Origin of the sequence: Heyndrickxia vini (assembly GCF_016772275.1) — a bacterium.
GTDB lineage: Bacteria > Bacillota > Bacilli > Bacillales > Bacillaceae_C > Heyndrickxia > Heyndrickxia vini.
In genome coordinates, this window is the sequence record NZ_CP065425.1 from 4,117,687 (window position 1) to 4,132,612 (window position 14,926).

16 protein-coding genes and 1 riboswitch are annotated in these 14,926 nt (G+C 36.0%); of the genes, 2 read left to right on the plus strand and 14 right to left on the minus strand.

Features of this window, described 5'->3' with window-relative positions:
* Positions 1-73 precede the first annotated feature (73 nt).
* The 3 genes from asnB to I5776_RS20440 all read right to left on the minus strand — a co-directional run bounded on the left by asnB (position 74) and on the right by I5776_RS20440 (position 3,464).
* Entirely contained in the window at positions 74-1,921 is a 1,848-nt protein-coding gene (asnB, locus tag I5776_RS20430) for an asparagine synthase (glutamine-hydrolyzing) (RefSeq protein ID WP_202778317.1), read from the minus strand.
* Positions 1,922-2,251: 330 nt separating this feature from the next.
* Positions 2,252-2,683: a threonine/serine exporter family protein gene (locus I5776_RS20435; protein WP_066230574.1), complete on the minus strand. Its 432-nt coding sequence runs from the start codon at positions 2,681-2,683 to the stop codon at positions 2,252-2,254.
* A 16-nt stretch (positions 2,684-2,699) separates the two neighbouring features.
* Positions 2,700-3,464 (minus strand): threonine/serine exporter family protein, encoded by a 765-nt coding sequence (locus I5776_RS20440; RefSeq protein ID WP_066230579.1) that lies wholly within the window; start codon positions 3,462-3,464, stop codon positions 2,700-2,702.
* Positions 3,465-3,690: 226 nt separating this feature from the next.
* Between I5776_RS20440 and I5776_RS20445 the strand changes: the two genes are divergently transcribed.
* Positions 3,691-4,707 carry a DUF1646 family protein gene (locus I5776_RS20445; RefSeq protein WP_107919844.1) on the plus strand — a complete coding sequence of 339 codons (1,017 nt, stop codon included), beginning with the start codon at positions 3,691-3,693 and terminating at the stop codon, positions 4,705-4,707.
* Between the two features lie 47 nt (positions 4,708-4,754).
* Here the strand turns inward: I5776_RS20445 and I5776_RS20450 are convergent, their stop codons facing one another.
* From I5776_RS20450 to I5776_RS20475, 6 genes are all read right to left on the minus strand, one after another.
* On the minus strand, positions 4,755-5,705 hold the full coding sequence (locus I5776_RS20450; RefSeq protein ID WP_202778318.1) for an ATP-grasp domain-containing protein: 951 nt from the start codon (positions 5,703-5,705) through the stop codon (positions 4,755-4,757).
* The gene (locus I5776_RS20455) at positions 5,698-5,835 is read right to left on the minus strand and encodes a hypothetical protein (RefSeq protein ID WP_160331433.1); all 138 of its coding nucleotides are present in this window, start codon (positions 5,833-5,835) and stop codon (positions 5,698-5,700) included. The genes I5776_RS20450 and I5776_RS20455 overlap by 8 nt, the downstream gene beginning before the upstream one ends.
* Before the next feature lie 2 nt (positions 5,836-5,837).
* Positions 5,838-5,946: riboswitch (SAM riboswitch) on the minus strand.
* 158 nt (positions 5,947-6,104) lie between these two features.
* Entirely contained in the window at positions 6,105-7,058 is a 954-nt protein-coding gene (locus tag I5776_RS20460) for a siderophore ABC transporter substrate-binding protein (protein ID WP_202780884.1), read from the minus strand.
* 156 nt (positions 7,059-7,214) lie between these two features.
* The gene (locus I5776_RS20465) at positions 7,215-7,973 is read right to left on the minus strand and encodes an iron ABC transporter ATP-binding protein (protein ID WP_066230592.1); all 759 of its coding nucleotides are present in this window, start codon (positions 7,971-7,973) and stop codon (positions 7,215-7,217) included.
* Positions 7,970-8,917 carry an iron chelate uptake ABC transporter family permease subunit gene (locus tag I5776_RS20470; protein ID WP_202778319.1) on the minus strand — a complete coding sequence of 316 codons (948 nt, stop codon included), beginning with the start codon at positions 8,915-8,917 and terminating at the stop codon, positions 7,970-7,972. Before I5776_RS20470 ends, I5776_RS20465 begins: the two co-directional genes overlap by 4 nt.
* Positions 8,910-9,860: an ABC transporter permease gene (locus I5776_RS20475; protein WP_108072072.1), complete on the minus strand. Its 951-nt coding sequence runs from the start codon at positions 9,858-9,860 to the stop codon at positions 8,910-8,912. The genes I5776_RS20470 and I5776_RS20475 overlap by 8 nt, the downstream gene beginning before the upstream one ends.
* Before the next feature lie 353 nt (positions 9,861-10,213).
* Between I5776_RS20475 and I5776_RS20480 the strand changes: the two genes are divergently transcribed.
* Positions 10,214-10,750, plus strand: coding sequence for a shikimate kinase (locus I5776_RS20480; RefSeq protein ID WP_202778320.1), 537 nt, complete (start codon positions 10,214-10,216; stop codon positions 10,748-10,750).
* 26 nt (positions 10,751-10,776) lie between these two features.
* Here I5776_RS20480 and I5776_RS20485 read toward each other — a convergent pair whose 3' ends face one another.
* From I5776_RS20485 to I5776_RS20505, 5 genes are all read right to left on the minus strand, one after another.
* Entirely contained in the window at positions 10,777-11,106 is a 330-nt protein-coding gene (locus tag I5776_RS20485) for a potassium channel family protein (protein WP_066230601.1), read from the minus strand.
* A 620-nt stretch (positions 11,107-11,726) separates the two neighbouring features.
* Entirely contained in the window at positions 11,727-12,449 is a 723-nt protein-coding gene (locus tag I5776_RS20490; RefSeq protein ID WP_202778321.1) for an amino acid ABC transporter ATP-binding protein, read from the minus strand.
* Positions 12,446-13,099 carry an amino acid ABC transporter permease gene (locus tag I5776_RS20495; RefSeq protein WP_202778322.1) on the minus strand — a complete coding sequence of 218 codons (654 nt, stop codon included), beginning with the start codon at positions 13,097-13,099 and terminating at the stop codon, positions 12,446-12,448. The genes I5776_RS20490 and I5776_RS20495 overlap by 4 nt, the downstream gene beginning before the upstream one ends.
* Before the next feature lie 383 nt (positions 13,100-13,482).
* Positions 13,483-14,292, minus strand: coding sequence for a basic amino acid ABC transporter substrate-binding protein (locus tag I5776_RS20500; RefSeq protein WP_202778323.1), 810 nt, complete (start codon positions 14,290-14,292; stop codon positions 13,483-13,485).
* 240 nt (positions 14,293-14,532) lie between these two features.
* Entirely contained in the window at positions 14,533-14,886 is a 354-nt protein-coding gene (locus I5776_RS20505; RefSeq protein WP_202778324.1) for a hypothetical protein, read from the minus strand.
* Positions 14,887-14,926: the final 40 nt, after the last annotated feature.

Below are 14,926 nucleotides of genomic sequence, written 5' to 3' on the forward strand. Positions count from 1 at the left end.
TTAGGTTTTTAAAAATAAGCGAAATAAAGTGATAACATCGCAATGATATTATCACTGAGTATCTATCATACCATTATTCATTAATGTTAATGCCATATTCTTCAAACCAATAATGAATTTGTGCAAGATAGGCGAGTAATTGCGGACCTGTCATCAATTGTCCAAACCACGGGACTTGGAATGCCCTTCCTTCCGATTCAACAATCGCAAGTAACTGATCTTTCTTTAAAAACTCATAAAGAACAGAACTCTTTTCTTGTAAAATTTCATGTAGCCACCCTTTTACTGCCTTTGTATAAGCTGGATGGTGTGTTTTCGGGTAAGGACTTTTTTTACGATAGAGCACATCATTAGGCAGTATTCCCTCCAAAGCCTTTCTTAGTAAGCCTTTCTCACGATTATCATACATTTTCATCTCCCAAGGGATATTCCATGCGTATTCAACTAACCGGTGATCGGCAAAAGGGACTCGAACTTCCAGACTTGCTCCCATACTCATTCGGTCCTTACGATCCAGCAAAGTGGTCATAAACCAAATCATATTTAAATAAAATAATTGTCTCCTTTTTGCCTCAAGCGGATCTTCACCTTCAAGAATAGGGGTCTCCCTAACCGTTTCCTCATACTTAGTTAACACATAATCTTTAATATTCAGCTTTTTATTCCAATGATCTTTTACTAAGTCAACCCGCTCATCCACCGACCGCATCCATGGAAATCCTTCCCGCTCCAAATCATCCTTTCGGTGGAACCATGGATACCCGCCAAAAATTTCGTCGGCACATTCGCCAGAAAGACTAACAACAAAATCGTGTTTGATTTCCTTACAAAACCATAATAATGAGGAATCGACATCAGCCATTCCTGGTGTATCTCGAACGATTACTGCTTCCTTTAAATACTCCGCCAGCCGCTCTTGAGTGATAACACGATTGTGATGGATAGTTCCAAATGTATTGGTTATTTTGTCTATCCAGTGTGCATCGGAATTAGGTTGAAAATCATTGGCTTCGAAAAATTGGTCATTTTCCTCATAATCGATTGAAAATGTATGCAAAGCACCTAATCCATTTTCTTGAAAGTGATTGGAGGCAATGGCCGTAATCGCACTGGAATCAAGCCCTCCTGACAAAAATGTGCATATCGGTACATCTGATACTAACTGTCGGGTTACCGCGTCTGTAAATAAATAGTTGATTTTTTCTGCTGTTTCCTCCACTGAATCGTGATGCTTCTCACTTTTCACATTCCAGTATCTCCAGACCTTTAGTCCATCTCTTGAGAAGGTAAATGCATGCGCCGGTCTTAACTCATTAATACCGAGAAATATCCCATGTCCAGGTGTTCTTGAAGGTCCTAATCCGAGGATTTCTGTAAGTCCATCTAAACCAATTTCAGTCTTTACCTCCGGGTGAGCGAGAATCGCTTTCAACTCCGAACCGAAGATAACCCCACCAGTATACTCCCGATAAAACAAAGGCTTTACCCCTAACCGATCTCTTGCAGCAAATAAATGTTGTTTCTTTTCATCCCAAATAGCGAATGCAAAAATTCCATTGAAATGATGAATGCAATCCTCTTCCCACTCTAGATAAGAAGTTAATAACACTTCTGTATCCGAGTGACCCTGAAAACGATACCCTTTTGCTAATAGCTCCTTGCGAATATCTTCCGTATTATAAAGCTCCCCGTTATAACATAACGTATAAGTATATTCACCCTTTTTCCGTGACATTGGTTGAATTCCGCATAGAGGGTCCACTACAACTAGTCGTTTATGTCCAAAAGCCGCGTGTTTTGTAAACCATGTATTTGTATCATCTGGCCCACGTCTAGATAAAGTTTCCGTCATATTTGAAACAATCTCATGTGTATTCGATAAATTTCTTTTAAAATCAACCCAGCCTGTTATCCCACACATATATTGCATCTCCTCCTTAACACGTATAAAAAACTGATACTTATTATATGTGCGTTCGCCTAATGGTTGAGTTGTCTACAAAAAAAAACGCAGATTTCCGATTCGAAAATCATGCGCTATTTTTGAGTTTGCCGTCCGGATTTTTTAAAGGTAAGAAAGTATAAATTTTATAGGATTAATGTTCCTAATTAATATCTGCTTTGTCTAGCTCCAGCGCCTATCGACTAGAAAACTTCAGGACTTTTCCCTACGATAAGTCAACATCGATTCGCCTTACATCACCCGCGTTTCCTTTATCTCAGTCGAAGTCCCGTAAGTCTTTTACGTCGATTAGCAAGGCGCCTTCGCTTTTCTAATCATTTGATTAATTACTTCTGCAAATACGATTCCAATCGCAATAGCACCAGATATCATGAATGCTTTTGCAGCCATTTGTATAGCTGTATTGTAATCATTTGCCACGAAATGTCTCATTGCATCATAAGACATTCCTCCTGGAACGAGCGGAATAATTCCTGATACACTAAAAATAATAATCGGTGCCTTATATATTTTTGCAAATACTTGACTAATCACAGCAATAACGAACGCAGCAACCAAACTAGCTACTGCCGCGTTTGCATGTGAATTGATTAGTAAAACATATATGAACCAGCCAATCATTCCAACAAGTCCACAAAGTAATAATTTTTTCCTCGGTATATTAAAAATTATTCCAAACGCACCCGTGGCGATAAAGCTAGTAATCAGCTGTTGAATCATCACATATTTCCCTTCATTATAATATTGAAAAAAACGAAATAACTACAGCAATCCCTGTTCCAATAGCAAATGCTGTTAAAAATGCCTCTGCACCTTTTGAAATACCTGATACAAGATGTCCTGCCATTAAATCCCGTACCGCATTCGTTATGAGCAATCCTGGAACAAGGGGCATAACGGAACCAATAATAATCTTATCTATTTCATTTCCTAGCCCCGACCTCACAAAAAGGACTGCTAATAATCCGATGATGAGTGAGGCCAAGCATTCCGAGAAGAACTTTACTTGTACGAGGCGATGTAAATAAATAAAACCCGTGAAACCTAAACCTCCAGTAATGATAGCGGGAAGAAAATCATGCCACCCGCCATTGAACATAATTAAAAAACATCCGCTCGATATCGCTGCAGCGGTAATCTGTATCCAAATAGGATAGGCGAAATTCGTTCTTTCGATTACCTTTAATTCGTCAAAAGCCTCACTTAACGATAGTTCGCCACTAGTTAATTTCCGCGATATACTATTTACGATTGTTACTTTTTTTAAATCTGTTGAGCGTTCAGATACGCGAACAAGTTTAGTCGGCTCTGAACCATCGATTGAAAAAATGATACCTGTTGGCGTCACAAAGCTATGTGTTCCTTTAATACCGAACGCATAAGCAATTCTTGTCATTGTGTCTTCTACCCTATATGTTTCAGCTCCACTTTGAAGCATAATTTTCCCTGCCAGTAAGCATGTTTCCACGACTTTATAACTTTGACTTGTGTGAGTTTCCATACCTTTTTCTCCATTTATCATATTAAATTCATTATATATTAACACATCAATCAGCGTTGATTAAGACCTATTAAAAAAAAAGAGAGATGATTGAAAAATCACTCAATTGGTTCAACTTTATTGAAGTTAACAAAAAAAATATTTATACTAAAAGAACAAGTTTCCTATTAATACCCCTTTAATTAGTAAATACCACCTTAAAAATACATATATGAAGGAGACTAACATGCTAATAGGTTTAATCATTATTTTATTATTTGTTTTATTTCTACCTTTCTCCGTTAAGTTTGTTGAGCATAATCTAGAAATATTTTTATTCATTATGGGACTTGCTGCTGTATTAGTTAGTGGAGTATTGGATAAATCACTAATTCTTAAAGCATTGGAAGACCCTATAAATATTTCTCTGGCTGTTTTAATTGCCGGCTTATTATTTAGATGGCTTCAAAAGCCATTGGAGAAAATGATTCTTGGAATAAGCGGGGCTATGCCTTACCAATTATTCTTGGCACTAGTCGTTATTATTTTAGGACTCATATCTAGTGTTGTAACCGCGATTATCGCTGCACTTATTCTTGTTCTCATTGTGAGCGTCCTACGCTTGGATCGAAAGTCAGAAGTTCGTTTAGTTGTTTTGGCATGCTTTTCAATTGGACTCGGTGCAGCCTTGACGCCAATTGGTGAACCATTATCTACTCTTGCGATCAGTAAGCTTCATGAGGACTTTTTCTATCTATTTCGATTAATTGGCCCTGAAGTGATTTCCTTAGTGGTGATATTTGGTATATTAGCTGCGATTTTAGTTAGACCGAAGAATGATGAAGACAGTTTAAAAAGTGATCAAACCACGGAAGGCTACGGAGAAATTATTATTCGTGCATTAAAGATTTATCTATTTGTAATGGGATTAACACTTTTAGGTGCAGGTTTTGAACCGTTAATTACTAAATACTTATTGGATTTGAGTCCATTTATTTTATATTGGATTAATATGATCTCGGCTATTTTAGATAATGCGACTTTAGCTGCAGCTGAAATCAGTCCTGCTATGGGGCCATCAACTATTAAGGCAATCCTGCTCGGACTGCTTATCAGCGGTGGAATTCTCGTTCCGGGAAACATCCCAAATATCATTTCTGCGGGAAAACTAAAGATAACGAGTAAAGAATGGGCAAAGTTTGGGATTCCCGTTGGATTAAGCGCAATGGTTGTTTATTTTATTGTTTTAATCTTTATAAGCTAAGATTCAATTTACCGGCTTAGATTAACATCTAAGCCGGATTTCTCCATCTATTTATAAATAGAATTTACTGTCTTTAATTCTTCACCTAAGTATTTTGCCAACTCCAGCATTCCATATTTTTCGACCTTCGCCTCTGCCTCACTATTATAGTTCGTATTCGTGTTTATATCATAGGTGAAAATTTGTCCTTGCTCATTACGAATGAATTCAATTCCAGCTACTAAAATATGATTGCTTCGCAGTAGTTCCTCATATTTCTTAATAATCGGATCATCGAACCCTTCGATTACTTGGAATTTATCTATAATAGTCGGTTGTTCGCCTACAGGGCAAAATAGATCATCGATTCGACATGCATCTGCAGGGCATAATTCAAACCCTTCTGAAGTATCTACTCTAACTGCATAGATAAACTTACCACCAATAAATTCACAGCGAGTAATCGAGTTATCCGGAGATTGAATATATTCCTGAATCAATGTAATTCCATCAATAGGTTCTTCAAACAGAGGACCTTGTAAATATTCTTCTAATGCTTGAATTGAATGGAATAACTGTACACCTAGCCCTTTTCCCGCACGATTATGCTTTGTAATAAAAGATGCGGATTCTAATTTCCTTGCCGCTTCGAGGATTTGCTCCTTTCCGACCGCGGCAATTGTCTTCGGTGTACGTATACCGAACTTATCTAATTCCATATACTGATTTACTTTACTTAGTTCAAGTCTAATCGCCCCACTGCCATTAATAACTGTTCTTCCATGCCTTTCTAACCAAGCGAAAACGGCTGTAGACAATTCTGGTGCATAGCGGTGATCCCTTGTATGAGAGGATGCACTCATTCGGCTAAAGTATAAACCTTCAGGAGGTATTGACGATAAATCAACCGTTCCTTCATCAAGGAACCATTCCTCATATGGAAGTTCTAACTCTTCTAATCTATTTATTAAATGATCTGTCCATTCCTTATTTTCATGAATTATATATATTTTAGACATGTGTGAAAGCACCTCTTCTTTGTTTTACGATTGGCATTACATCTTTTGAAAAACGTTCTATTTCCTCTAATTTAATTTGCTGTTCAAAACAAAAAACTTCTTCGATAAGAAGAAGTTTACGAAACAACATCTATCTTATCTTTCAGAACGATTCGTTCTACTGGAATTAGCACCTAACAAAACTACGTCTCGCGGTTGCTGGGCTTCGTCGGGCCAGTCCCTCTGCCTCTCTTGATAAGATTATTTAATTCATTATTCATAGTAATCCTACTATATAACTTGGTTATTAGTCAAAGGTTTTTGTTTAAAAGCTTTTCACCCCTGCAAAATGGACAAAAAAACATGCCTCCACGTCCCTAAGGGATATGGAGACATGTTCTATTGCCCCATTAGACTACCTTATTCCAATCCTTTTGCTGCTTCTTTTACCATTTCAGCTACAGATTCTAATCCGCCGCCTGATAAGTACCAATAACCTGGATCTAAGTATACAATTTTACCATTTTTGTAGGCATTGGTTTTCTTCACTAAGCTATTTTCGATAACCTTTTTCGCATTATTACCTTCTCCTACGGCAGCATCACGATCGACTACATAAAGAATGTCTGGATTTTTTTCATTAATAAATTCCATTGAAATGTTTTGACCGTGTACAGGATCCGCTTCAATATCATCTGCTGCCGATTTCACACCAAATACATCATGAATTAGGCCGAATCGAGAAGCTGGTCCATAAGCTGTTACTTTACCACCGGAAGTTAATGTAATTAACGCTTTTGCATTACTTGCATCCGCTTTTTCCTTCAAGCTAGCAATTTCTTTGTCAATAGTTGAAAGTTCTTCTTTTACTTGAGCCTCTTTACCGAAGATTTCACCTAAAGTATTTACATTTTGTTTAAATGAATCCATATATTTTTTGCTATCAATTCCCATAAAAATTGTAGGTGCGATTTCAGCAAATTTATCATATGAATCTTGTTGTCTACCAGAAATAATGATTAGATCAGGTTGAATTTCATTAATTGCTTCAAAATCTGGTTCCTTTAATCCACCTACGTTTTTATATTTTGCATCCTTATATTTTTCCAAATAAGCTGGTACATTTTGTTGTGGCACTCCCGCCACCGTATCGGATAATCCAAGCTTATCTAAAGAATCTAATGTTCCCATATCAAATACAACAACTTTTTTGGGATTTTTCTTTACAGGAGTCTCTCCTAATTGATGTTTAATCGTAAGTGTATCTCCCTTACTTTCTGAACCATTAGATTTCTTCCCGCTAGTTGAACCGCACGCTGCCGCAAAAATGGTCATTACTGCTATGATTAAAAATAATGATAATTTCCTTTTCATCATTACACCTCGATAAATATATTTTTTTATAAAAATTGCCATTGTAAAATTTTCCGATAATGAAATTCATTCTCAATGAAGGATAAACTGAATACGGGGCGCCATCCGTATGTTCAGTATTTCTTCCTTTTTTACAATCACAACGTTTTATCTTAATTAAGCATAGTAAACACAAATTTTGTTTTCATTGATATTTTGAATAGCAATATCCATTTCATAAATATCTCCTAAAACAGATGAATCAATAATATGATCAGTTGGCCCATTTTGAACGACCCTGCCATCTTTTAAAGCAACGACATGATCAGAGTAACAAGATGCAAAATTGATATCATGAATAACGATGACAACTGTTTTCCCTAATTCATCCGTCAGCTTTCTTAGTACTTTCATAATTTGAACAGAATGTTTCATATCAAGATTATTAAGCGGCTCATCTAATAAAATATACTCGGTATCCTGAGCAATAACCATTGCAATATAGGCCCTTTGCTGCTGGCCACCACTTAATTGATCAAGAAATTTATGTTGAATACTTGTAAGCTCCATATATTCAATGGCTTCATCAACGAATTTCCAATCTTCTGCACTAAGCTTACCTTGTGAATATGGAAAACGGCCGAAGGAAACAAGTTCCCTTACTGTCAATCGGATATTAATATGATTTGCTTGCTTTAAAATCGCCATTTTCTTAGAAAGTTCATTCGTTTTGCACTTACTAACTTCCTTTCCGTCAATAGTGATTTCCCCCATATCCTTTGATATTAGACGACTCACCATTGATAGAAGGGTGCTTTTACCCGCCCCATTCGGTCCAATAAAGGAAGTAATTTTACCTTTTTCTATCGTTAAAGAAACATTATCTACTACACATTTATTACCGTACTTTTTTGAAACATTTTTGATTGTAATCATGCTTTACTCTCCTTTAAAAGTAGATAGATAAAATATACTCCGCCGACAAAGTTGATAATGACGCTTAATGTAGTTGAAAAAGTAAAAACCCTTTCAACAATAAGTAATCCGCCAACTAATGCAATAATACTGATAAAAACAGACCCGGCAATCAAATAAGAATGTCGATATGTTTTCAAAAATTGATAGGAAACGTTTGCTACAAGTAATCCTAAGAACGTAATAGGACCAATTAATGCGGTAGAAATGGAGATGAGAACCGCTACAATAATAAGTAACCGTTTAACGACATAATCATAATCCACTCCTAGGTTAATCGCCTCTTCTCTTCCTAGTGAGAGCACATCTAAATATTTAGCAAACCGCATAAAATATATGAAAACCAAAATAACTAATATAATAGATAGTGTGAGTAAATCGGTATTGATATTATTGAAGCTGGCAAACATTCGATCTTGAATGATCATAAAGTCATTTGGATCGATAATAACCTGCATAAACGATGAAAAGCTTTGAAACAGCGTCCCCATCACTAATCCGACTAGTAAGAGAAAGTAAATATTTTGCCCTTCTCTTTTAAATAAAAACTTATATAAAAAACTAGCAAACAATACCATACATCCAACACAGAGAAGAAAATTAATATTTTTATTCATTACTACAGTACTTGTTGCACCAAAGATAATAATGAGAAACGTTTGAATAAGCATATAGAGCGAATCCAAACCAATAATGCTCGGCGTTAAAATTTTGTTATTGGTAATCGTTTGGAACACCACAGTTGAAAAGGCGATTGATGCGCCCGTAAGAACGATGGCGAGAATTTTTATGCTTCGTTTTGGCAGGACATACCCAGGAAAATTTCCTAATTGGGTAAATAAAAAGATTCCAACAAGGATTGCAGCCAAAACAACTAATATCCCTAGTTTGACTTTATTACGCATACGCCTTTCTCCTCATGAGCAAGTAAAGAAAAATACCGCTTCCTATGACCCCAACAGTTAATCCAATTGGAATTTCGTATGGATAAATAATGATTCTGCCTAAAATATCACAAAACAGTAAGAACACGGCACCTAACAAGGCTGTTTGAAATAGGTTTTTCTTTAAGTTATCGCCGTTATAAATGGAAACGATATTCGGAACGACTAATCCTAGAAAAGGAATTGTACCTACCGTCAAAAGAACGGATGTAGTAGACAGTGCCACAATAATTAAACCGATATTTACTACTAGCTTATAATTCAAGCCTAGATTCACTGAGAAATCCTCACCCATGCCTGCTATCGTAAATTTATTCGCAAATAAATACGCAAGAATGACAAGTGGGATACTAATATAAATCATTTCATATCTTCCCGACATAACCATGGAGAAATCCCCTTGTAGCCAAGAAGAAATGCTTTGGATCAAATCATGCTTATAGGCAAAGAATGTTGTGATGGAACTTATGATATTCCCAAACATCAATCCGACTAGTGGAATGAAAATAGCATCCTTAAATTTAATCTTGCCAAGGATATTCATAAATAAAAATGTACCTGCTAAAGCAAAAATGGATGCCATCAACATTTTTTCCATCATACCTGCCGATGAAAATAGGATTAAAGAAACAAGTATCCCTAATCTTGCTGAATCCATCGTTCCTGCAGTCGTTGGGGAAACAAATTTATTTCGAGACAACTGCTGCATAATTAACCCGCAAACACTCATGCTGACTCCCGCCAAAATGAGACTCACAAGCCTTGGAAAGCGACTGATCAATAAAATATCTCGTTGTTCCTCGGATAAATGAAAGATGTCCAATGGTGTAATATTTTTAACTCCGACAAATAATGAAATGACGGATAAAACAATAAATGCAATTATTAAAACGACTTTTTTCATTGCAAATCCTACTCTTCCCTTTTGAATGCTGGCAATTGGATATGTAATTCAATATTTACGATAATGAGATTCATTATCAGTAGAGGTAATAAAAAAAATGAATGCCATTATTCATAGAATGTTAATGTATCCATTATCTTTGATCCCCGCAAATGATATTCATTATCAATTACAATACTAAACATTTAAAATACTTCTGTCAACACTTTTGGTAAAAAAGACAATTTTAATCGAATTTCTATCCCTTCTATCATTGTATTATATATTAGGCTATAAAATTATGAATATTTTTTACAAATCCGTGAATATATATTATAATTTGACTAATTTTAAGTTGGAAAGAGGCTTGCAAAATGACAAATAAACCATCGTCTCTTAATAATAAAAGCATTGTATTTATTGGATTTATGGGAGTTGGCAAGACAACAATTGGTGAAGCCGTTGCAAAAAAATTGAACCGAGATTTTATCGATATAGATCAAGAGATCGAAAAGGAGTTTCAAATATCTACTACTGAAATTTTCAACATATACGGCGAAAAAATATTTCGCGAAAAAGAAAAGGCATATATCTCTGAATATTGTAGGTGTCCGGAAAAAGTTATTTCTGTAGGAGGCGGAGCATTTCTCCAAGATGAGATTAAAAACCTTTGTCTGTCGGAATGTATTGTCATCTATCTTCATTTATCTTGGGAAGCGTGGAAGGAAAGGCTCGACTTAATTATTGAAAGCAGGCCGGTATTAAAAGGACGGACGTTGGAAGAGACGAAAGAACTTTTCTATACTAGACAGAACATCTATGCCTCACATCATCTAAAAGTGGAAACAGATCAACTGACAGTTGATGAAATTGCTGATCGTATTGTCGATCTCATTCAAAAGACTCAATAAGACGGAGCTTACTTGAGTCTTCATTTTTATTTTTTATTTTTGCTGCTAAGAATTCCACGCCCAATTCGAACAATCAATCCGAAGAAAAGACCAATTCCTGCTAATATATAAACCATAGTAAAAATCTTTCCAAAATCGGTTTGCGGTACAAAGTCCGGATGCCCAATTGTACTTAAAGTGACAAAGCAAAAATACAATGCATCAAGAACCGATAGCCCTTCTACCTTTGTATAAAAAATTGTACCCGATAATAGCATCACAACAATTAATACAAAGATGACTTGGAATTCTTTCTCTTTAAAGGAATGAAATAGTCCATGAAAAAGTCGTTTTAACGTGAGGATAAATGATACCAAGAAACTGCCTCCTAGCTAGTTTAGTTTGATAACAATTAATTATAGAGAAATGTTGTAGGGAGTTAAATGATAGTATCTACTTTTATGGCTAAATTATTGGATGATGTTCCGATTATAAAGATTGTTGATTTTAATTATAATGGGTAACTTTCACTGGCAACATCTTCAGGTATAGTTGGGCTGAGTCATCACTAAGATCCCCCTCAACGCATATAAAAGAAATTTACTTGGTTTTATTAAAACATAAGAAGTCTTATCCCTAATTGAGTAACTAGTAATATTTAACATAAACGGAGGTTTTCCGGTTATACTGCGGAATAGAGCTCGGTTTTGGGGATTTAGGCGGAAATTTTCCGATTAAGCAAAGCAAAATTGCTCATTTTTGCGTTTTTCGAGTCAATAGTCGGAAACCTTCCGGCTATTTTAGGTACATTTCAGTGCTATTTCCTCAATAGGGGGAATTTCTCCGCTTATTTATCAAACTCGTTTTATCATCTATTTCACTTGTGATTCCCGAGAAAAAAAGGCTTAGAGAAATTACATCTCTAAGTCTTTTTGACTGTGAAGTATGCTTTGAAGTTTATGTGAATTGATCCGTGATTTGATTGTAGGACCCTCTCTTATAAAACCTTCCCCAAAAACGCCTTCGTCCGTTCATTCTGTGGATGTTCGAAAAGTTCTTGAGGGGTATTTTCTTCGACGATGTATCCTCCGTCCATAAAGATGACTCGGTCGCCAACTTCTTTGGCAAATCCCATTTCATGGGTGACGACTACCATCGTCATTCCTTCTTGTGCGAGCTGTTTCATGACTTCTAGCACTTCACCGACCATTTCAGGATCAAGGGCGGATGTTGGTTCATCAAATAACATGATTTTTGGTTCCATTGCTAATGCTCTAGAAATCGCAACACGCTGCTTTTGACCGCCTGATAGTGAATCAGGATAAACATTGGCTTTATCAGCTAATCCAACCTTCTTCAAAAGCTCCATCGCTTTTGTTTTCGCTTTTTCCTTTCCCCATTTTCTCACCATCATTGGTGCCAACATAATATTTTCTAAAACTGTTTTATGCGGGAATAGATTAAATTGCTGGAAAACCATACCGACTTCCGTTCGAATATCATTGATATTTATTTTTTTATCCGTAATATCCGTTCCTTCTATATATACATGGCCATCTGTGATTGACTCCAGTAAATTTAAACAACGGAGAAAAGTTGATTTACCGGACCCCGATGGACCAATCACAACAACTACCTCTTGAGGTTTGATTTCAATATTTATATCTTTCAATACTTCCGTCTGACCGAAGGATTTTTTTAAGCCTGTCACAGAGATCATTCTTTTGCAAACCTTCTCTCTAAATATTGGATTAAATAGGTTAATGATAGGGTGAGAATAAGATAAATGATAGCAATTGTAATATACGGCTCCCAAACCCTCATATAAGCACCTTGTGCTGCTCGTCCCCAGTACAGCAGTTCCGGAGCAGCAATGATGGCAGCTAAAGAAGATTCCTTTAATAGTACGATAAATTCATTGCCAAGCGGCGGGATCATTCGTTTAAATGCCTGTGGCAGAATGACCTTTTTCATTGCTTGAGCATGACTCATTCCTAGTGAACGCGCCGCTTCCATTTGACCTTTATCAATTGATTGGATACCAGCCCGGAAGATTTCTGCAATATAAGCCGCCGAGTTGAGTGATAAGGCAACAATTGCTGAAAGGATTGGGTTTACCGGCTTCATAAACATTGGCATAACACCAAAATGAATAATTAAGATTTGCACAAATAAAGGTGTCCCTCGAAAAATATTAATATACCATATAAACGGAAAACGTATTAACTTCTTTGACATTTTTCCCATACCGATAAACAATCCGAGAATTAACCCTAAGATTGTTCCAGCTAGAGAGAGACCAATCGTAAGTAATGTTCCTTTTAAGAAGAATGGTAAATACTCTTTTACTATATCAAATTGAAAGTCCATCGTCTTTCTCCTTTAGGCTAAAAGAGGCAGACTAAATTTTTAGTCCCACCTCTTTTTGTTTTTTTATTGGCTTTTTGCGTAAAGATTGTTGTTCTTGGGAACATAGACCGTTACTTTCCGCTACAGGAACCTGCTTTTTCGCGGTGAGAAGTCGAGCCTCCTCGGCGCTTACGCCTGTGGGGTCTCGACCTTTCCTCTATATCCCGCAGGAGTCAGGTTCCTTTCGCTCCAATCCACTCTGCGCTTTCATATTTGTTAAATACAACGATCTAGTGAATTTCTTTTCGCAATTTTTCCCACTTAAGGTCCGTTAAAAAAACTGATTGAAGCGGAAATCACCTTTATACTGACCAATAGCAACAAAGTTTGCGAAAATGGCCTTTTTATTTTTGAGCTGATTTTAAAGTATCGATATCCGGTTCTACTCCAAACCACTTTTTATAGATATCCGTGTATGTTCCGTTGTCTAGCACTTTATTTAAAGCTTTATCGAACTTCGACTTCAATTCGCTTCCTTTTGGAAGTAGAATTCCATAATACTCAGAAGAGAAATTTGTCTTATCATCAATTGTCTTCACTTCTTTATCGGGGTTCTTTTTCACATATTCATTTGCTACAGCATTATCTGTCACAACCGCATCAACATCGCCATTTTCTAATGCCATGAAAGCCATTGCGGACGTTTCGTATTTTAAAATATTTTTGTTGTTTTCACCGAACAATTTTTCACTTGAGATTTGGCCGGTCGTTCCATTTTGAACACCGATTTTTTTACCTTTTAAATCCTTGGCATTTGTTACAGTTGAACTTTCGTTTACCACGATCATGTTGATAGATTCAAAATACGGAAGGGAGAAATCATATGACTTTTTTCTTTTATCGTTGATCGTTACACCGGCCATTCCTACATCAATACTTTCATCTTTAACTCCAGCCAGCATTGCGTCCCAGCCCGTGTTTTTAATATCCACCTTATATCCGGCTTCTTTGGCCACTGCATTTAGAAGGTCAACATCAAATCCATCTACTTTGCCCTTTTTCATAAATTCAAATGGAGCAAATGTTGCTTCAGTACCGACACTTAATGTTTTTTCCCCAGAGCTTGTACCATTTGAACTTTTTCCACAGGCAGAAAGAATTAATATACAACTTACTACTACAAATAATGCTATTTTACCGTTCCACTTATTCATATTTATTCACTCATTTCTATTTTTATTTATCTGTTACTAAAGATATTAAACTGAAAGTCTACATTTTTCAATACTATATTTTTATTTTTATTAAATTTTATTTCCCCATCGTGTATAAATCATGCATAATCATTAACAAAGCCAATGGACCCTTTGCCCCTCCTAAAGACGCAAAAAAGCCACAGTCAATACGACCATGGCTTGCCTCTAACTATCTATAACAGCTTGTTAACCATTATGTTATTCCTTATATTTCCCATTACTATTGATTTTTACGTATCCATTATCAGTCTTAACTGCTAAAGAATCATGTTGGTCCACTTCTTTGATTGAATATAGTAATGTTCCTCTTTTGAATTTATTAGAAAACGTTTTGTTTTTATTAACATTAGTTTCATTATCCAAGTAAGTCTGAATTTCTCCAACCTTCTTTTCAATATCGGATTCTCTCACTTTTTCATCTGAAATAATATAATTGTATCCTTCCCAAACTACAAATGCATACTTCCAATCTTTATTTGAGGTTTCTCCATTACTGCATGAGGCAATAATCACTAACAAAAAGAGGAAAAGTAAATATAATGGTTTTTTCATCGGATAAACCTCCTCAAAGTAGGAACGAGTTTTAGTCTCA